General features: G+C 51.3%; 14 protein-coding genes. 4 read left to right on the top strand and 10 right to left on the bottom strand.

Translation table 11 applies throughout. The features are described 5' to 3' along the window. Window positions 1-93: 93 nt before the first annotated feature. The 3 genes from F0L74_RS32145 to F0L74_RS32135 all read left to right on the top strand — a co-directional run bounded on the left by F0L74_RS32145 (window position 94) and on the right by F0L74_RS32135 (window position 4,217). Window positions 94-990 carry a serine hydrolase gene (locus F0L74_RS32145; RefSeq protein ID WP_149841967.1) on the top strand — a complete coding sequence of 299 codons (897 nt, stop codon included), beginning with the start codon at window positions 94-96 and terminating at the stop codon, window positions 988-990. Window positions 991-1,065: 75 nt separating this feature from the next. Then, window positions 1,066-3,240 (top strand): alpha-L-rhamnosidase-related protein, encoded by a 2,175-nt coding sequence (locus tag F0L74_RS32140; protein WP_149841966.1) that lies wholly within the window; start codon window positions 1,066-1,068, stop codon window positions 3,238-3,240. 26 nt (window positions 3,241-3,266) lie between these two features. Then, complete coding sequence (locus tag F0L74_RS32135; RefSeq protein ID WP_149841965.1) at window positions 3,267-4,217, top strand: ADP-ribosylglycohydrolase family protein; 951 nt, start codon at window positions 3,267-3,269, stop codon at window positions 4,215-4,217. Here F0L74_RS32135 and F0L74_RS32130 read toward each other — a convergent pair. The 8 genes from F0L74_RS32130 to dusB all read right to left on the bottom strand — a co-directional run bounded on the left by F0L74_RS32130 (window position 4,212) and on the right by dusB (window position 16,491). Continuing rightward, window positions 4,212-5,642: a phytoene desaturase family protein gene (locus F0L74_RS32130; protein ID WP_149841964.1), complete on the bottom strand. Its 1,431-nt coding sequence runs from the start codon at window positions 5,640-5,642 to the stop codon at window positions 4,212-4,214. The genes F0L74_RS32135 and F0L74_RS32130 overlap by 6 nt on opposite strands. 121 nt (window positions 5,643-5,763) lie before the next feature. Continuing rightward, on the bottom strand, window positions 5,764-6,984 hold the full coding sequence (gene soxC, locus F0L74_RS32125; protein ID WP_149841963.1) for a sulfite dehydrogenase: 1,221 nt from the start codon (window positions 6,982-6,984) through the stop codon (window positions 5,764-5,766). Window positions 6,985-6,994: 10 nt separating this feature from the next. Continuing rightward, window positions 6,995-7,582, bottom strand: a complete 588-nt coding sequence (locus F0L74_RS32120) for a c-type cytochrome (protein WP_149841962.1) — start codon at window positions 7,580-7,582, stop codon at window positions 6,995-6,997. A 3-nt stretch (window positions 7,583-7,585) separates the two neighbouring features. Continuing rightward, on the bottom strand, window positions 7,586-9,232 hold the full coding sequence (locus F0L74_RS32115; RefSeq protein WP_213087118.1) for a hypothetical protein: 1,647 nt from the start codon (window positions 9,230-9,232) through the stop codon (window positions 7,586-7,588). Between the two features lie 24 nt (window positions 9,233-9,256). After that, the gene (locus tag F0L74_RS32110; protein WP_149841961.1) at window positions 9,257-10,621 is read right to left on the bottom strand and encodes a DoxX family protein; all 1,365 of its coding nucleotides are present in this window, start codon (window positions 10,619-10,621) and stop codon (window positions 9,257-9,259) included. Window positions 10,622-10,644: 23 nt separating this feature from the next. After that, on the bottom strand, window positions 10,645-11,991 hold the full coding sequence (locus tag F0L74_RS32105; RefSeq protein ID WP_149841960.1) for a RagB/SusD family nutrient uptake outer membrane protein: 1,347 nt from the start codon (window positions 11,989-11,991) through the stop codon (window positions 10,645-10,647). Window positions 11,992-12,001: 10 nt separating this feature from the next. Next, window positions 12,002-15,073, bottom strand: a complete 3,072-nt coding sequence (locus tag F0L74_RS32100) for a SusC/RagA family TonB-linked outer membrane protein (protein WP_149841959.1) — start codon at window positions 15,071-15,073, stop codon at window positions 12,002-12,004. A 380-nt stretch (window positions 15,074-15,453) separates the two neighbouring features. Further along, window positions 15,454-16,491: a tRNA dihydrouridine synthase DusB gene (dusB, locus tag F0L74_RS32095; RefSeq protein ID WP_149841958.1), complete on the bottom strand. Its 1,038-nt coding sequence runs from the start codon at window positions 16,489-16,491 to the stop codon at window positions 15,454-15,456. 45 nt (window positions 16,492-16,536) lie between these two features. Here dusB and F0L74_RS32090 point away from each other — a divergent pair, with 45 nt between their 5' ends. Then, on the top strand, window positions 16,537-17,061 hold the full coding sequence (locus tag F0L74_RS32090) for a class I SAM-dependent methyltransferase (protein WP_149841957.1): 525 nt from the start codon (window positions 16,537-16,539) through the stop codon (window positions 17,059-17,061). On the opposite strand, the gene F0L74_RS32085 is transcribed toward F0L74_RS32090, so the two are convergent. Next, on the bottom strand, window positions 17,062-17,796 hold the full coding sequence (locus F0L74_RS32085; RefSeq protein WP_149841956.1) for an SDR family NAD(P)-dependent oxidoreductase: 735 nt from the start codon (window positions 17,794-17,796) through the stop codon (window positions 17,062-17,064). It abuts the gene before it with no gap. Between the two features lie 41 nt (window positions 17,797-17,837). Further along, the gene (locus F0L74_RS32080) at window positions 17,838-19,958 is read right to left on the bottom strand and encodes an alpha-glucuronidase family glycosyl hydrolase (protein WP_149841955.1); all 2,121 of its coding nucleotides are present in this window, start codon (window positions 19,956-19,958) and stop codon (window positions 17,838-17,840) included. Between the last annotated feature and the right edge of the window lie 20 nt (window positions 19,959-19,978).

Raw genomic sequence — 19,978 nt, 5'->3', positions numbered from 1 at the left:
TTAGAGAAGCCTCAAAGGATGTGCCGGAGTTGGGATGATGGGTCAGTAACGCCGGTTTTGTAAATATGAGCGCTTTGCCGTATTTTAAACAATATGACACACCGTTTTAGCCTGCTTTTGTCCCTGGCGGCGCTGCACCTGGCCGCCTGTCATTCCGGAAAACCGCCTGCCTCCCTGCAGCAGCAGATAGCGGATACACTGGCGCAACATGCCGGCGTTTTTGCAGTAGCATTTAAAGACCTGGCTTCCGGTCAGGAATTGCTGATCAATGCGCACGAAAGTTTTCATGCCGCCAGTACAATGAAGGTGCCCGTAATGGTGGAGGTGTTTAAACAGGCAAAGGCCGGGAAGTTCTCTTTGTCAGATTCTGTGCTTATAAAAAATGAGTTCAAAAGTATAGTAGATAGCAGCAGCTTTCAGCTGCATCCGGAAGATGATAGTGAGCAGGAGTTGTATACACATATAGGTGAACGCTGGCCTTTGTCTTCCCTGGTATATGATATGATCATTATGAGCAGTAACCTGGCTACTAATATCATTATGGAGATGGTGACTGGCCGCCAGGTGACCCAAACCATGCGGCAAATGGGCGCAAAGGATATACAAGTGTTACGTGGCGTAGAGGATAGTAAGGCATTTGAAAAGGGGGTGAATAACACGACCACGGCTTATGATCTGATGCTGATCTTTACCGCAATAGCGGAAGCCAAAACAATAGACACGCCGGCCGCCAATCAGATGATAAAAATACTGCTGGATCAAAAGTTTAATGATATTATCCCGGCACGGTTACCGCAGGGCGTTACCGTAGCGCACAAGACCGGAGAGATCACCGGTGTACGGCATGATGCCGGTATTGTTTTCCTGCCAGATGGCCGCAAATATGTGCTGGTGCTACTGTCTAAACAATTGCAGGATACGGCGGGCGGTGTACAGGCCATGGCGGCGGTATCAGAGATGATCTATAAGAGAGTGGCGGAGGGTAAATGACCGTTTGTAGAGGGCTCTGATAGGTTAGGAACTTCCGCTTACTTTCGTATATTGTGCGCATTGAAGTCTCCTGTTATGAAAAAACTATCAATCAGCGTTTGTTTACTATTAAGTGTCTTTTTGACAGATATTGCTATTGCACAGTCAAAAGCTACCTGGATCTGGTATCCCGGCGATTTTGAAATATGGCTGGGCAATAAGATGCAGAACCGCCGTACAGAGCGTGGCTCTTTCTTCCCTCCCTTCTGGCGGATGGACAGCCATTATGTGCTGATGGATTTTCATAAGGTATTTGACCTCTCCGCTCCGGAAGAAGTAATGCTGTATGCAGAAGGCGCTTACAATGTAAAGTTGGATAGTAAAATGCTGCCCGGCCGTCCGCAAAAAGTAACCATTCCCGCCGGCAAACACCGGTTGAATATTAAAGTATACAACCAGGAAAAAGTACCGGCCATCTTTGTGCAGGGTAAAACGGTGATATCAGACTCCACCTGGAAAGTGACCTATGAAGACAAGGAGTGGATAGACGCCACCGGCATGGTATCTTCCCAATCCGGTACCCAGTGGCTCAATGCGGGCTCCTGGAACTTTGATGATCCGCAGTCGCCGCCCTCCGGCTTTAAGCTTAATACACAACCGCAATCCCCTGCCCATATTACCCGCGCGCCGCATAGTTTGACTGTAGATTTTGGTAAAGAAACCTTTGGTTTTATTAAGCTACATGGATTAAAGGGAACAGGACCTGTAGCTATCTACTATGGTGAATCGCTGGAAGAAGCACAGGCTACCGCCACCTGCGAAACGATGGACCAGCTGGATATTAACCAGCCTGCGGCTAAGGACTCCACCATGCCTTTGTCCAAGGCTTTCCGCTACGTGCATATACAATACGATGCCAATGTGCAGATAGACTCCGTATCCATGTTGTACGAGTTCTTACCCGTAGCCAACCGTGGCAGCTTCCGCTGTTCAGATGAAGAGCTGAACAAAATATGGGACGTAGCTGCTTATACGTTGCACCTGAATACCCGCGAGTTCTTTATAGACGGTATTAAACGCGACCGCTGGATCTGGTCAGGCGATGCTTATCAAAGCTTCCTGATGAACTATTACCTGTTCTTTGATTCGCCTACCGTATCCCGTACGCTGCTGGCCCTGAGAGGTAAAGACCCGGTGAGCAGCCATATCAATACCATTATGGACTATACGTTCTACTGGTTCCTGGGCATCTATGATTATTATCTCTATACGGGTGATCAATCTTTTATACAGCAATTCTATCCCCGGATGCAAAGCCTGATAGACTTTTGCCTGCAACGCCGTAATAAAGACGGTATGCTGGAAGGACAGGCCGGCGACTGGGTATTTATCGACTGGGCAGATGGCCTGAGCAAACAGGGCGAAGTAAGCTTTGAACAGCTGCTCTTCTGCCGTAGCCTGGAAACGATGGCCCTTTGTGCAGATATAGTGAAGGATGGCAAAGGCGCTGCACAGTATAAACAGCTGGCTACAGACCTGCGCGCTAAATTATTTGATTATTATTGGGATGCTAATAAACAAGGCCTGGTGCATAGCCGCATAAACGGTAAACCTACATCTTATGTGACCAGATATACCAATATGTTCTCCATCTTCTTTGATTACCTGAACGAAGCGCAGAAACAGGGCGTAAAACAGCATGTGCTGCTGAACGACAGCGTACAGCAGATCACTACCCCTTATATGCGTTTTTATGAGCTGGAGGCTTTATGCGCTATGGGAGAACAGGATTATGTACTTAAAGAAATGAAGGATTATTGGGGCGGTATGTTAAAACTGGGCGCTACTTCTTTCTGGGAAAAATATGATCCTAAAGAAAAAGGCGCGGAACATTATGCTATGTATGGCCGTCCTTTTGGCCGCAGCTTGTGCCATGCCTGGGGCGCCAGCCCTATTTACCTGCTGGGTAAATATTATTTAGGCGTAAAACCTACTTCACCCGGTTACCAGACCTATTCCATTACGCCGGTATTGGGCGGCCTGCAATGGATGGAAGGCGCGGTGCCTACACCCAACGGAGATATTACCATTCACTGCAGTACTAAACAGATAAAGGTAAAGGCGGCACAGGGGAAAGGTATTTTGTATTTCCACAGCAAGACCAAACCGGTATGCGCCCAGGGAACAGTTATGGATAAAGGGAATAATGCCTACGAAATGCAGGTAGAACAGGGCCGATCTTACGAAATAAAATACGTGGCGCTCAAATGAGGACTAATCCGTAACTTTATTTGCGTATGAATGACGCAAATAAATCCCAGCCTATCCATGCCACCCTGTTTGGCGTAGCCATTGGCGATGCTTTAGGTGTACCCGCAGAGTTTATGAGCCGGGAGAAACTGGCCCTGGAACCGATAACAGATTATGAAGGATACAGAAGCCATGACCAGCCTGCCGGCACTTTCTCAGACGATAGTTCCCTTACCTTTTGCCTGGCGGAGTCGTTAGTGAATGGCTATGATCCTCAGGATATTGGGAAAAAATTCATTGCCTGGTACCGGGAGGCTTACTGGACAGCTCATAATGAGTTGTTTGATATTGGCATGACCACTAAAAGGGCCATTGAACGCCTGGAACGGAATATCCGCCCGGACCTGGCGGGAGATTACGAAGAGGAGAATAACGGTAATGGCTCGCTGATGCGTATAATGCCCCTGCTGTTCTATATCAAGGATATGGACATCAATCAACGGTTTGCCATCACAAAGGCTATCTCTTCCATTACCCATGCTCATATACGTTCCGTGATCGCCTGTTTTTATTACCTGGAGTTTGCCAACCGGCTGCTTCAGGGAATGGATAAGAAAACAGCGTATGAGCAAACCGCCGCTGAGGTGCTTCCTTTTATTACAAAACAGGATATTGTTTTAAGGGAGATCGCTTTGTTTGATCCACTGCTAAAGCATGATATCACACAATATGATATCGCTACCATTCCTTCTTTTGGTTATGTAATGAATACGCTGAAGGCCAGCATGTGGTGTTTTATGAGTACGGATAATTATGCTGCCGCTGTACTGGCTGCCGTCAACCTGGGCAATGATGCAGATACCACCGGCGCGGTTACCGGCGGTTTAGCTGGTTTATATTATGGTTATGATCAGATCCCGGAAAAATGGAAAACAGGTTTACACCGCCACCAGGATGTAGATGACTTGTGTAACCGCTTAGCAAAGCAATATCTATAAGCTGATCTTAAACACATCTTTCAACGCCCTGCGTGCGGCATGATAGCCGCACATGCCATGTACGCCGCCTCCCGGTGGGGTAGAAGAGGAGCAGATGTACACGCCTTTGGCAGAAGTACGGTAAGGAGAGCTGCGCAGTGCCGGCCGGGTGTATAACTGCCGGATATCCAGGATTCCCCCGTTAATATCGCCGCCTATATAGTTGGGATTATATATTTCCAGCTGACCGGTATTCATGGTATGCCGGGCTATTATCTGTTTTTTAAACCCGGGCGCAAAACGCTCTACCTGGTTTTCTATTACTTCCGTCATATCCGCCGTAGAACCATGAGGTACATGGCAGTAGGCCCAGCCGGTGTGTTTGCCTTCCGGCGCCCGCGTAGTATCAAATAAACTTTGCTGTGCCAGCAGTACAAAAGGTTTTTGCGGCGTACGGCCTTTGGCAGAACCTTCTTCATCTGCGGCTATCTCCTCCAGCGTATTACCAAGATGCACGGTACCTGCCTGCCGGCATTCCGGCGCAGTAAAGGGGATAGGGCCATCCAGCGCCCAATCGATCTTAAATACGCCCATGCCGTAGCGGTAATGTTGCAGCTGCCGTTTGTAGAGGGAGCTGAACTGGTCTCCGGCTATCTCCAGCAATTGTTTTGGCGTAACATCCAGCAGTACTGCTTTGGAGCTGGGCAACTGGCTCAGCTTACGTACATAATGGTTGGTCATTATCTTACCGCCAATGGACTCAAAATAAGCCACCAGCGCGTTGCCAATGGCTATGGAGCCGCCTTTGGGGACAGGCCAGCCCTTATCATGCGCAGCGGCCATTAATACCAGGCCTATAGCGGAGGTGGTAAGGTTGGTTAAAGGTTGTATGGAATGCGCCGTCATGCCTGCCCATAAACCCCGCGCTTTTTGTGTATGGAAACGTTTAGCCAGGTAGGAGGCAGAAGTGAGGGCATTTAGCCCAAAACGGGCCATTACCAGCGGATGTGCAGGAAAACGCAACGGCCCCAGTATATCCGGGAGCAATTGCCGGAAGTCCTTTACCAGGGGCTGGAATAACTTTAAATAGGTTTGCTCATCATCGCCCAGCAGACTGGCTGTTTCCGTAATGGACTTTTTCAATACCGCCGCGCTGCCATCATCAAAGGGATGGGCTGCGGCTATCTCCGGGTATATGAACTCAAGGCCAAATTGCTCCAGGGGCAGGTTCTGGAAAAAAGGGGCCACCACCGCTGTAGGGTGCACGGCGGAGCATACATCATGTAAAAAGCCTGGCAGGGTGAGCTCTTTTGTGCGCAGGCCGCCGCCGATCGTATCTGATCCCTCCACCAACAAAACTGATAGTCCTGCCTGTTGCAGCGTAATAGCTGCGGCCAGGCCATTAGGGCCGGCGCCTACTACCACTGCGTCAAAATCCTGTTGCATATAGACTTTATATTAAAGACAAAGGTAGTTACTTATGGTATAAGACTGCCTTTATCACGGTTTACGTACGTGTGCGGTTTCGCTATTACGGTATGTTTTTATAGCATGATACCTGTGATCATTATTTCCATTTCTCAGGCCGGAACAACACTTTACCATCCCGTTGTATGACCCAGGCGGTTACCGGGTTCAGGTGGTAGCCGCCCATATCTGCACCGCGGGCGTTGAGCAGCTGTTGTATAGTAGGTTGTGTATAGCCGGTTTCGTCTGTGGCGCGGCTCAGGATCTCTGTGGTTTCGCCGTTCCATTGCCACAGGTAGCGGAAAGCGGTGTGGGCTTTATCCAGTACAGGCTCCTGCAGGCGGGCGGGCTGCCAGGTTTTGCCGGCATTGGTGCTTACTTCTACCTGGGCGATCTTGCCCCATCCGCTCCAGGCTATGCCGCGGATCTCTATCCAGCCTTTTTCTACCTGTTGCGGAAAAGCGGGGAAAGTGATAATGGAACGCGCATCCATCTCAAAGCTGAACTGGCGGATGCGGTCCTTTACCGGGTAGGTATACCGCGAGGTTTCTTCCCGCGTCATAAAGGGCTGATCCGATAGCTCTAAACGACGTAACCATTTTACATTGGTATTGCCTTCCCATCCGGGCAACAGAAGGCGTGCGGGATACCCCTGCTCCGGGCGGATGGCCTCGCCGTTCTGGGCATATACGATCATGGCATCATCCCATGCTTTCCGGACCGGTACGCTGCGGGTCATGACGGCAGCATCCCCGCCCTCTGCCAGGAACCAGCTGGCCCGGGGCTGCACGCCTACTTCACGGAACAGGGTAGTGAGCATAACGCCTGTCCATTCGCTTTGGCTGGTGAGCCCGCAGATCTCTTGTGGTGTTAAGGTTTCTTTATTGCTCCTGAAATTGCCGGAGCACTCCAGGAAACAGGTGCGGGATACAGAAGGGAAACGTTTCAGGTCTGCCAGGGTAAATACCATGGGTTTATCTACCATGCCATGTATGAGCAGTTCATATTTATGCGGATCTATGACCGGTACGCCGGCATGATGGCGCTCGTAATGCAGGTCTGCCGGCGTGATGGTGCCGTACAGGTCCTGTAGTGGCGTACGGGAAGAGGTATCGGACGCTTTCTTTACCGGATGCTCAAATGGGGAGCGGGCGCCCACTGCTCCGGGCGGCGGGCCAACCACTTTGGTGGGATCATCCGTATACAGTGATTCCGGGATAGCCGTTTGTATCATCCTGCCATAGGATGATTTAAAGAGCATGACGGCTGCGGTGGCAGCCCCGCCCAGCAAGGTGCGCCGGCTGATCTTTCTTTTGTTCATGTGCTATGTGTTAGCGGATCTCCGGTCCGCCCTGCCGGTCGTCTGCTATGAATAATTTTTTAGCCGGCATCTCTACGGCGGGCAAACTGGCCGCATTCATCATCGTTTGCTGATCGATGATCCTGTTGGCATACAACAGATAGGCGGTAATGCTGTATACCTCATCCGGCGTTAAAGTGCCGGGTGCATTGTATGGCATGGACCGGCGTATGTAATCAAAAATGGTAGTAGCGTAGGGCCAGTAATTGCCAATAGTGCGCAGCTTTTTCCTGTTGGCGCCTGCACTGTCATTCATCAGGGCGGGGCCGGGCAGCTGCACGTTCATGGCTGCTGTTCCGGTACCATGGCAGGCTGCGCATTTGGCGGTATAGATGGTTTGTCCGCTAAGCGCATTGCCCTGGCCGGGTGGTAAACCTTTACCATCAGGCCGGATATCGATATCCAATGCGTTGATCTCCGCCAGCGTGGCGCGGCGGCCTATATGAAAACTGGCCGGCCAGCTGCCGGTATCTTGTAAAAGCGCGGTATGGCTGCCTGTAGTTGGTTTACAGGCAGCCAGTGTTATATAGCTAAGAACGATGTACGTTTTTAAACGCATGGGCTAGTATTTACCCGCATCCAGGGTGCTACGGGATACTTTATAGGGACGCGCTATCCTGTCCAGCACTACATAAATGGAATCTTTATGTTCGTTAATGCCTGTCAGGATCACATGTGAACCGTCTGTTGTTGAGTATTGCAGCACCATGCGGTTCCGCTTTTCATTTTTAGGCGCGGTGGCAAACTCGCGGTCACGGCGGGTAGACCAGCCCTTAGGGTCTATCATGTGATTTTCGTTACCAATATGGGCCCAGGCCTGGGGAGAGATCCAGTTGGCGGCGGCTGTATCCTGTTTAGGTTTGCGATCCTGCTGGCGTTGACCACGGCCGCCACGGTTCTGGTTGTAGTCACCATCGCCGCCTACGCCGGCTACCCGGTTGCGGCGGTCTGGGATGGCTTTGAATTTATCCTGGAGGTAAAGCACATGGTCTATGGTATCGGCTAAATAGTGGAAAGTCCTTCTGCCACCGCCGGTACCGGTTAATTCAAAGGTGCGGTTAATATCGCGCATGGGATCGCCGCCACCGTTGCTCAGGTCAATGGATGCAGGCCGGTTCACGGTGAACGTAAGGGAGGTCCAGCGTTCAAAAGTGGCGCTTTGCCAGCGTACGGTATCAGTAGGGTTGTATGGTAATACCTGGTTATTGATACGGAACTCCGTTACCCGGTAATTGCCCCGTAAGGCCTGCACGCCGGCGGTGGAAGGCTGCTTATACGGATCGTACTGGAAGTTGACGAGCTGCAGGTAAAACAGCACACCCAGGAACAGGAAGATAGTAACGGATTTGAGTGTGATCCGCGCTGCCTGCCATCCCCTGGATAAGCTGGGGAAATGATAGACCGGTATGGTCAGCTTTTCACGGATCAACAGGTTGTACAGCTTGGGCAGATCCTGTACCAGCAGGAAACCGCCCAGCAGCACAAAATAAGAGCTGTATACGTGTACACCGCCATCATAGGCAAAGTTCACATATACAATATCCCCCAACGCGCCTACCAGCAGGGCGGCCCCCAGGGTAGTGGTCTTGCGGAAGAACAGGAGCGTACCGGCTGTTACTTCTACTATGCCGGCAAATACCTGGTACCAGGGCACAATGCCAATGATCAACCAGTAGATCTTTTGCGCGGTAAAATCGCCAAAATTGGTATCCAGCAATGCCAGGGAGGGGAAAGGCATCTGCACGGGCAGTAGTTTTGTAAAACCAAAACCAATGATGCCGATACCGGCCCGGTAACGCACCACTACGCGCAGCCAATAATAGAGCTGGTTATATTCCAGCGCCGGGTTTTTACGGCGGCTGTCAATAAAGGTCCAGATCAGGCCCCCTACTATAGCTACCAGTAAGGTAATGACCCAGTTGGCATAACCCAGCAGGGAGCTGCCAAAGATGGTATTGCCAAAAACATTGATGCCGGAGCCAAACCGTGCAATATCATACAGATCCCGGTAATGCAGGCGTAGCCAGTTAATGCCCAGCACATGGCTGTACCATTCTGTGTTATTTGGGATAGCAATCGCAATAAAAAATACAAAGGCAATACGGAAAGCTACGCGTTCGTAGGCTTTCCATGCTGCGGCAGCGCCTGCGGTGTGGGTAAAACCATTACCCTGCAAAGGCTGTATCTGTGGAATGGTGATGGTAGACATAAGAAAGTTTTTTCTGATGGTGATCTACAATTTGATGGACCTGCCCCGGCCATTTTTACGGACTTCTTCCAGCAGGTATTTTTTATTGATCCGGTCCAGTACCACGTATACGGAATCATGCTGCTGGTTAGCGCCGCTTAGTATAAGCGTAGAGTCATTGGGCCGGTTATAATGCAGTACCCACTGCTCCTCCTGGTGGTGTTTATTCCTGTTGTGGAGGGTCAGTATCTGCTGTGCTGTATCTGCCGTATAGTTGTAGTAATGCCTGGCGGCGGATCCTTCCAGCTCAAACGTGCGGTCCTTATCGGCAGCATAGATATTATCTACGTTGGTGCTGTCTACCGTTACCGGGCGGTTGGAGCGGATGCTGATAGTAGCCCATTTTTCAAATACCACATCCTGCCAGCGTACAGCATCTGTATCGCTGTAGGGTAATGTTTGGTTATTGAGACGGAACTCGCGTACATTATATAAACCGCTGGTATTGCTTAGCCCCGGTGTGGTGGGGTATTGGTAGGTAGCCGCGGCGCCTGCCTGCGCGCCGTATAATACACCGAAGAATAGTATCACAAACGTCTTTAGCGCCAGCCGGGTATACCGCAGCCTTGGCGTATCAAAAGCGGGTTTATAGTGAGGGGGCGCGGTAGGGCGGCCCAGCGCCAGCAGGTTCACTAAGCGCGGCAGATCATAGGCGAACAGGAACAGCGCCAGCGTTACCAGGTAAAAGCTGTATACGGCTTCTCCGCCGCCATAAGCCAGGTTAGACATAAACACGTTACCGGTAAACAACAACACGATAAATGCGCCCACGCTGGCCGTTTTACGGTATAACAGCAATGCCGCCGCCAGGATCTCCACTAAACCCAGGAAGGTCTCATAACCGGGTACAATGCCCAGGCTCAGGGAGAACAGCTTCCATTCAGTAAAGTCGCCATAAGGTGTATTCAGGTTACTAAGAGAAGGGTAGGGCGACTGTAGGGGGAAGAACTTAATAAGCCCATATACCAGCAGGGCAATGGCCAGCCGGTAGCGCAGCAGTACGCGCAGCCAGTAATACAGCGCATCGTAGCTAACGTTGTAATGATTCCTGCGGTCCAGGTAAGTCCATACTCCGCTGCCAATAATAGCGATGAGCAGGAAGATGAAACCATCCGTAAACTGCGGCACGCTGCCAAAGAAACGGGGCAGGTAATGCGCAATATGGAAGATATCGCCATACTGCAGGTGCAGCCAGTTGATCGCAAAAAGATCGCGATAGAATTTCCAGTCCAGCGGTATTAGCTGGAGCAGGAAGTAAATAAAGAACACCCGGAGTATGATCTTTTCATATTCCTTCCACCCGGTGGCTGCGGGAGGTGTGTGTGCAGGGTTGTACGTGGCAGTTGTCATGGGAAATATTTTATAATAACCTATTAATAGCCGTGATTCTGATCCAGGTCTTTATCGTTCAGTACTTCTGACGCCGGTACGGGCATCAGCAGGCGGTCAGGATTGGTCACATTCAACACAGCAGCGGCCCTGCCGGTACGTACCAGGTCAAACCAGCGGTGTGGCTCAAATGCAAATTCCAGCCTTCTTTCATTCTCTATGGCCAGCAGTATGTTTTCTTTAGTGGCTGCTTCGCTATGTCCCAGGCCGGCCCTGGTACGTACGGCATCCAGATCGCTTAGCGCGCCATTCAGGTCATTTAGCTGTGCGCGGGCTTCTGCACGGATCAGGTAGAGTTCTGCAATACGGATAACATAAGAAGGATCAGTAGCCGGGTTAGGGCGGTAGTACAGGTTGCCATACCAAAGGCCCGCGGAGGTTTTAGCTACCAGCGCGCTGCGGCTGCCGCCTATCGTGGGATCGTTCACCAATGCCAGGAAAGCATCGTTAGGCGCCCATTGCCGTGTGCCGTTATTGGCCGGCGGTTGCCAGCTGTTACGGTGGGTATTGGGATAGGTGGTGCTGTATGACATTTCAAAAACGGATTCCGCCGTGCCTGTTACGTTATTGGCGAACCAGGCGCTGTATGGGGATAGCAGCGTATACGAAGGATCGTCTATCAATTTGGAGGCGTATGTAACGGCATTTGCCCATTCCTGGCGGTACAGGTGATACCTGGCCCGTAAGGCCCAGACGGTTTTACGGGTGGCGCGTACGCGATTGGTGGTCTCCGGCAGTAAGGAATCTGCCGCTACCAGGTCACTTAATACCTGCGCGTAAGTTTGCTGAAGGGTGCTGCGTTTGATACCGTATTTATCCTGGGCTGTTACGGTTGGCGTTAAAGTGATCTGTACGCCGCCCCAGGTGCGGGCCAGGTCAAAATAACCTAATGCGCGTGCAAAATAACCTTCGCCGGTATACTGGTTTTTCAGCGCCGGTGTGAGGGACGGGTCTGTAACGGTTGGTACTTCCGTAATGATATGATTGGCGCGGTTAATAACCGCGTAGATGGCAGACCATGCAGTAGCTATACTGGCATTATCGGCCCTTACATTATGGCTGATGAATTGCTGTACGATGGATTGAGAGCCGGTCCATACAATATTATCACCGGAGAGATAACCGATAGCCTGAAAAGTGGTGCCGTAATACCCATCGGCGGCTATTCCCCGGTACAGGCCTCTTACGGCGTTGGCGGCGGAGGTGCCATCCGTGATCACGGCAGCGGTTTCGTCAGATACGGCATCGCGCGGCGCTACATCCAGGAACTTTTTGCAGGAGAACAGCAGCACAGTGCCCAGCAGCGGTATGATATATTTATGTGTGTTCATGTTGTTAGTTTTAAAGCGTTACGTTCACCCCAAATTGTACGGTCCTGGGTTGTGGCGGGGTGCCCAGATCCAGGCCCTGTACGTTCTGCAGGCTGGTTACATTTATCTCCGGGTCAGGGCCGGAATATTTTTTCAGTATCAGCAGGTTGCTGCCAATAAAGTATAACCGCACGTTCTGGAAGCCGGCTTTGGAGATAAGGCTTTTAGGAAGGTTATAACCAAAGCTGAGGGAGCTTAGTTTCAGGAAAGAACCATCTTCCAGGAAACGGCTGCTCTGCTCCAGCGTATAGTTGTTGCCATAGGCGGTAACCCTTGGTACATCTGTAATATCGCCGGGTTTTTGCCAACGTTTCAGCTGGTCTGCAAACAATACGCGGTTAGCGTCTCGGGTACCGCCGCCTTCGCCAAAAAAGCGGTTCAGGTTATAGACGTCATTGCCGTATTGGAAGCTGAATGCAATGCCCAGGTCAAATGGTCCATAGGTAAAATTGTTATTGATACCGCCAAAGAATTTGGGAATGGCGCTGCCCATGATCTGGCGGTCTGCTGTGGTGATCTGGCCGTCTTTATTCACATCTTCAAACACGGCGTTACCGGTCTGCGGATCTACGTACAGCTGTTTATAGAGCCAAAAGGAGTACATGGAGTAGCCTTGTTGTAATCTTACCCAGTCACGGTTATAATAGGTGACGGGCACCGGCAGCTCTTTGATCTTATTGCTATTGCCAGAGATATTGAAATTGGTTTGCCAGGTAAAATGTTTGTTACGCACGTTGATGCTGGTAATGGCTACTTCATAGCCTTTGTTACCCACTTTACCGGCATTGGCGTAATAGGTATTAAAACCAGAGATGGCGTTTACGGGCAGCTGTAGCAGCGCATCGGTGGTGTTCTTGGAGTAGAGGTTCACCTCAATGCCTAAGCGGTCGTTGAATAAGCCCAGGTCTACGCCTACATTCACCTGGCTGGTCTTTTCCCATTTAAGGTCCGGGTTGGAGAGCTGCAGCGGATAGATGCCTGCCTGGTCGCTGCTGCCGCTGGTCTCCGGGTAGCCTGCGCCGCCGGACCACAGTCCCTGTGCAGCAAAATTGCCGATACCATTCTGGTTACCGGTAAGGCCATAGCTGGCGCGCAGCTTCAGATCGCTGATCGTGTTTACGTTCTTAAGGAACGGTTCTTCCTTCAGCCGCCAGGCGCCGCCAATAGCAGGGAAATAGCCGAATTGATGGTGCTGCCCAAAGCGGGAGGAACCATCTGCCCTGGCGCTTACTTCTACAAAATATTTACCGGCGTAGTTGTAGTCTATCCGGCCAAAAAAAGAGGCCAGCGTAGCTTTGGTCCATTCCTGGTCCGCGGTACGGGTAGCCGCTGCGGAGATGAGCTTAAAATCATTGCTGGGAAAACCGGAGCCTTGCGCCGAGGTAGTGCTTTGTATATTACTCTGTAAAGTATTGCCCAGCAGTACGCCCAGGGTATGTTTACCATCAAAGGTCTTACGGTAGTTCAGCGTTTGCTCGTTGATCCAGGTAGTGTTCTGCGTAAGGGCAGAAGTGGCCAATCCATTGGTAGGGGCCGCGCCCAGCTGGGTAAGGTTATTCCAGTATTCGGATTCGTCGTAGTGGTTATAGTCAAGGCTCCAGCTGGTGCGGAACTTCAGGTCCGGCAGGAGCTCTGCTTCTGCATAGATGTTACCTATATAACGGAGGCTGGTAGAATGTACATCATAATTATCGATCAGTACCTGAAGGTTATCGAAACCGGCGTAGCGAGCGGGTGTACCATCCGGGTTTAGTTCCGGCAGGTAAGTAGGCGTATGTAAGGCAGATTGCAGCAAACCGCCCTGCGGGCCATCGCCGGAGCGGGCCTGGTTGCGGTAGGTGCGGTAAATGCTGTTGCTGGTACCTACCTGTACATGGTCGCCTATCTTCTGGTCGAAATTGAATTTTAAACTGGCGCGGTTAAAGTTAATAGGCCTGATATCTGCTTCCTGCTGCTGGTAGCCGGCGCCCAGGTAGTATTTATTGGTTTGGGTACCACCTTGTAATGACAGGTTATAATTATGCAGCGCGCCGGTGCGGAACAGCTCTCCCAGGCGGTCATAGGTCTTTTGCTCTTCCGGTAAGCCGCGGCCGCCGGAGGCAACAGAGCGGAAAGGCAGCTGTGCATATTTCGTGATACCTGCCTGGTCGCCCGCGGCAATAGCATCCTGTTCTGAGTTACGGTAAAACTCATTTACTATAGTAGCATGCTCCGGGCCGGTGGTGAGATCCCACAGTTGTGGCGCCCATGCCCAGCCATGAGAAGTATTGAAGTTGATGGTTGGTTTGGAACCATATTTACCCCGTTTGGTCGTAATGATCACCACACCATTAGCGCCGCGGGAGCCATAGATGGCAGTGGCGCTGGCGTCTTTCAGTACCTCAATGCTTTCGATATCTGCGGGGTTGATATCTGCAATAGGAGAGGTAGCGCGGCCGCCGGTGTTCACTGTCTGCAGGCTGGTATTGTTGATAAAGACACCATCTACTACATATAGCGGATCATTGCTGGCATTGATGGAAGTAGCGCCACGTACGCGGATAAACACCCCATCGCCCGGTACGCCGGTATTGGAGTTGATCTGCACGCCGGCGGCTTTACCCTGCAGCTGGGCATCTACGCCGGCTACAGGAATATCCTTTACATCTGCGGCGGTTACTTTGGCAATGGAGCTGATAAGGCTTTTACGCTGCTGGGTACCATAACCTACTACCACTACATCATTCAGCTGTGTATTGGCGGCTTCTAATGCCAGTACGATATTGGTGCGCTGGTTGACGGTGATTTCTGCCTGTTTGTAACCGATGTAGGTAAGCTGAAATGTGATAGGCAATTTCTGCCCGGTTAAGAAGTTAAATTCCCCCTTGTCATTTGTTACCCCGTCGTGTGTAGTGTTCTTAAGATGGATGGTAGCGCCGGGTAGCGGCGTTTTTGTCTGTGCGTCAATTACAACGCCCGATAGCGTGATGTTACTGTTGTTTTCACTTTGCGCATAGGTAATCAGTGGCAGCAAGGCTAACCACGACATAATGGCGATCTTCATTATATTTGTATTGGTAATAAACAATAAGGCGGTGGCCGGTGTTTTTCACCAGCTGCCAATTAGCTCAGCCTTGTTTTATCCGCCGGAATTGCTGCAACAATTCCGGTTTTTTTTATAAGTCCGTATGTGTAAAAATGGCCGGGCAGCGCCGGCATAGACGCGCAAGGCGGCTGCTTCCTTTAATTGGTTGTTGCATGTCACCCATTTGTGGTTATGATATATATTATGATCTTACAGATCAGTGCACAAGGATATAGACTGGCTGCTGTTGTAGTGGTGGGCAGAACGGCAGCGCGGAGTGTTGGCTATAGAAGCCGGTACAATATTAGATAAAAATTATTTAGTCTACAAGAGTGGTGGACTATTTTTTTTAGAAGGGCTTACAACGGGCATCTTTCATGATAATCGATCAGCGTGATGGGAGCCCTTTCCATTTCAAAGCCTTCATATTTCACCAGGATCTCATCCAGCACAGCCTCTACTTCTTCCGGGCTATTCAGCAGTAGCAGACGGCTGCGGAATTCTTTGATGTTTGGCAGTCCTTTAAGATAACTGGCATAACGGCCGCGCATTTCGTTAACGCCTACTTTCAGGCCCTGCCAGGCAATGGCCCGGCGCATATGTTCCTTACATACGTATACACGCTCAGCTACGGTAGGAGGGGGTAACAGTTCTCCGGTTTGCACATAGTGTTTTATTTCACGGAAGATCCAGGGGTGACCAATAGCGGCGCGGCCTATCATAATGCCGTCTACGCCATAACGGTTCTTATATTCCAGCGCTTTTTGCGGGCTGTCGATATCGCCGTTGCCAAAGATGGGGATATGTATGCGGGGATTGTTCTTCACTTTGGCGATCAGTGACCAGTCTGCCTGGCCTTTGTACATCTGGCTGCGGGTACGGCCATGGATGGCGAGGGCTTTAATGCCTACATCCTGCAGGCGTTCTGCTACTTCCTCGATATTCTTGCTGTCATCGTCCCAACCTAACCTGGTCTTTACTGTTACCGGCAGGTTGGTGGCTTTTACGCAGGCGGTCGTAAGGCGCACCATCAGGTCTATATCTTTCAGCACGCCCGCGCCGGCGCCTTTACAGGCTACTTTTTTTACGGGACAGCCGTAGTTGATGTCCAGCAGGTCTGGGTTGGTGACGTCTACGATGCCAGCGGCCATGGCCATGCTGTCTTCGTCTCCGCCAAAGATCTGGATGCCTACCGGGCGTTCTTCCTCAAAAATGTCCAGCTTTTGACGGCATTTCATGGCATTACGGATCAGTCCCTCGCTGGAAATGAACTCCGTATACATCAAGTCAGCCCCGTTTTCCTTGCACAGCGTGCGGAAAGGCGGATCGCTTACGTCCTCCATGGGAGCCAGCAATAAGGGGAACTCAGGCAGTGTTATGTTTCCGATCTTTATCAAACCAATAGTGTAATTTGCGCCGCAAAGATATTCATTTTTTGGCGGATGGAACTGAAGGAAGCAATAGCACTTATAAAAGACGGGACAATAGCCCCCAATGGCCCGGTTACCTGGGCAGATCTGGGTTGTGGATCAGGGCTGTTTACGGCCGCGCTGGCCAGTATGCTGGCGGATGGGAGTCAGTTGTATGCCGTTGATAAACAACGGGTAATACTCAACGAGGCCCCATTTCCGGAAGGGGTGGCGGTACAGCCGCTGCAGCTGGATTTTGTGACCAATGAGTTGCCTTTCCAGGACCTGGACGGGATATTAATGGCCAATTCCCTGCATTATGTGGCCGATCAGGGGGGATTTATCCGCCAGATCAGCCGGCATATGAAGGAAAATGGCCGTTTTATAATTGTGGAGTACGATACGGATGCTGCTAACCGCTGGGTGCCTTACCCGCTGAGTTATCATAAGCTGCTGCGGTTATTCCATAAAGAGGGGTTTATGGATATACAGCGGCTGGGAGAGCGGGCATCCGTGTATGGAAGGGCGAATATGTATGCGGTGGTGGTGGGGCGGTAATTAAAACCCCACCGAATTACCTCCATCCACCGGTAGTACTACCCCAGTAATATACTTTGCGCCGTTCCCTGCTAAAAACAAGGCCGCATCTCCAATATCCGCCGGTGTTCCCAACACTCCCATCGGCGTGCGTGACATCACCTTCTGTTTTCTTTCCGGATCATCATTCAATGCCTTGGCCGACATATCCGTGGCAATAAACCCAGGCGCTATACAGTTCACCCGTATGCCCTCCGGCGATAACTCCACCGCCATGGCTTTTGTCATGCCTTCAATGGCAGATTTGGAGGCGGTATAGGCAATCACTTTTGGGATGCCGTATTGGGCAGCCATGGAGCTGATATTGATGATAGCGCCGCCGCCCAGTGTACGCATATGTTTTACCATTTCACGGGAGAGGGCAAATACGGCGGTTACATTGGTGGTTAAGATCCGTTGGAAATCATCATCCGTAACGTCTGTAAATAGCTTTTTCAGGTTAATGCCTGCATTGTTCACTAATACCTGTACGGGTCCGTACTGTGCGGTGATCTTGTTTACCAGGGCAGGGATGGCGCCCAGATCAGAGAGGTCTGCCGCTACCGGAATGCAAAGCGCGCCCAGTTTTTCCTGTGCGGCCTGCAGTTTGCTCAGATCCCTGCCAATGATGATGGTGCGGATATTATGTTGTACGAATTTTTCCGTGATCGCCAGCCCTATGCCCGATCCGCCGCCTGTTACAATCGCTGTAGTCATATTTTTTTCATTGTGATGGTTATCGCTCGTATTTAAAATTATCAATGTGGCGCCAAAGGAAATTGTAGTTCCTTATAATATTCCAGCGTATGCGCCGGCGCGGGTATGCCCGCTGGTAAGGGCATCTTTGCAAAAGTCTGAAAATAAGCCAGACATGCATCCCGCCACCAGCCGGCTTCGGTTAGCTGTATTTGCAGCAGCATTTTTACCTGCTCCGCACGTTCTTCATCTACAAACTGGCTGACCTTATCCCAGGTATTGCACATGGTCTGTACGCCCTGTACACCGGCTTCATAACGCTTGCACAATTCGTTCCATAGGGTATTGCCGGAGTGTAAGGTATAATTCCAGGGCACGTGATGGAACCATAACAGCCAGATATCCGGGCAGCTATCCAGCGTAGCCCATTGCCGCCGGGCCTCTGGTGTATATTGCGCCAGGGCATTACTGCCGGTGGCGGTACGGTCAAAGCCTATGCCTGCGCTGTCTGCCCGGTGAAAGTATACTGGATTCCAGTCTGCCCGCGCGCCTTTATCAAACCAGGGTGCGGGGCCATAGTGATGGCCATAGCCCATAATATGATGTAACCCCAAAGGCGTCATATAGTTCACGAGGTTTTCGTGGGAGGCGAGCATCATTGCCTTTACCGGGTTTACGAAACGCGTATCGTTGGTAAAGGTTTGGCGTAGCCACTCATCGGCGATCTGGTCTGGGGTAAGGGTATAGTCCCAGGCCAAACGGCCCAACGCATACCAGTTGGCTTGTCCAAAGGGGTGCCCGGTCCAGTTACGGTCGTTGCCTATATTGGCTACGCCGGCAATGCCGGATAGTGAATGGCCTTCCAGGGAGCCGTCTATTACTTTTGCCACGGTAGAGCCTTTGCCTTTTGCATAGGTATCCGCCATTAGTACTTCCCGGAATTGCGGGGGCATATATACGAGGTGGGTAGCAAAGCCCTGGTATTCCTGTGTGAGTTGGAATTCTATCATTAGGGGCGTGCGCGGCATAGCGCCAAACAAGGGATGGAATGGTTCCCTGGGTTGAAAGTCAATAGGGCCATTCTTTACCTGTACGGCCACATTGTCGCGGAATTGACCATCCAGCGGTTTGAACTCGTCGTAGGCCTGCTTAAAACGGTCTTCGTTGGTATTGCTGTATACAAATGCCCGCCACATCACAATGCCTTTATAGGGAGCTAACGCGTCTGCCAGCATATTGGCGCCGTCTGCATGGGAGCGGCCATAGTTCTGCGGGCCGGGTTGTCCTTCGGAATTGGCTTTAACGAGGAAGCCGCCAAAGTCTGGTATATAGCTGTAGATCTCTTTCACTTTGTCTTTCCACCATTGTTGCACCTGTGGGTCCTGTGGATCTGCGGTCTTTAATCCGCCTGTTTCTATGGGAGCGCTGAACCGGGCCGACAAATAGACCTTAATGCCATAGGGCCGGAATACATTGGCCAGTGCAGCGGCTTTTTCCAGGTAGGCTGGGGAAAGGGAGAGGGCGTTGGCGTTTACATTGTTCAGCACCGTGCCATTGATGCCAATGGAGGCATTGGCGCGTGCATAATCCGTATAACGGCGGTCGAGGTAGCCGGGCAGTTTATGCCAGTCCCAGATGGAGAAACCGGCATAGCCTCTTTCTATGGTGCGGTTCAGGTTGTCCCAATGGTCCAGTATGCGGTAACGGATCCCTGGGGCGCTGCTGAGATCCAGCGTTTGGATGGGCTGGTGTGTTTGCAGCAGGCGGAGGAAATGAAACACGCCATGCAGTACGCCGGCGTCTGTGTTGCCGGTGATGATGGTGCGCCCTGCTGTTGTGAGGATACGGAAGCCTTCCTCGCCGGTTGCGGACAATGATCCTTTGGGCAGGAGGGGGCCAAGGGCTGTTGCCGTGCCGGCAATTACCGTACCGCCCTGGGGCTTTGGCTGCTCCTGGATCGTTTTGCCCAGCATACCTGTTAGTGCGGTGGTTAGCTCGCGCCGTGCGGCGGCCATGGTGGCTGATTCTCCTGTGATGTAGATGCCGGAGATATGCGTACGGTAATCCTGTAACAGGGCTGCATCGGTAATAAGATCGTAGCGCAGCCAGAGGCGATAGCCATCTTCTGCATGCAGGGGGTGCAGGTTAACGAATAGTAAGAGCAGCAAAAAATATTTTCGCATAACGTGGCAGTTTGTATGAT

This window comes from Chitinophaga agrisoli, from assembly GCF_008386695.1.
In the GTDB taxonomy this organism is placed as follows: Bacteria; Bacteroidota; Bacteroidia; order Chitinophagales; family Chitinophagaceae; genus Chitinophaga; species Chitinophaga agrisoli.
Note: the sequence above shows the minus strand (reverse complement) of the source record. Positions and strands in the feature narration are given on the sequence as shown.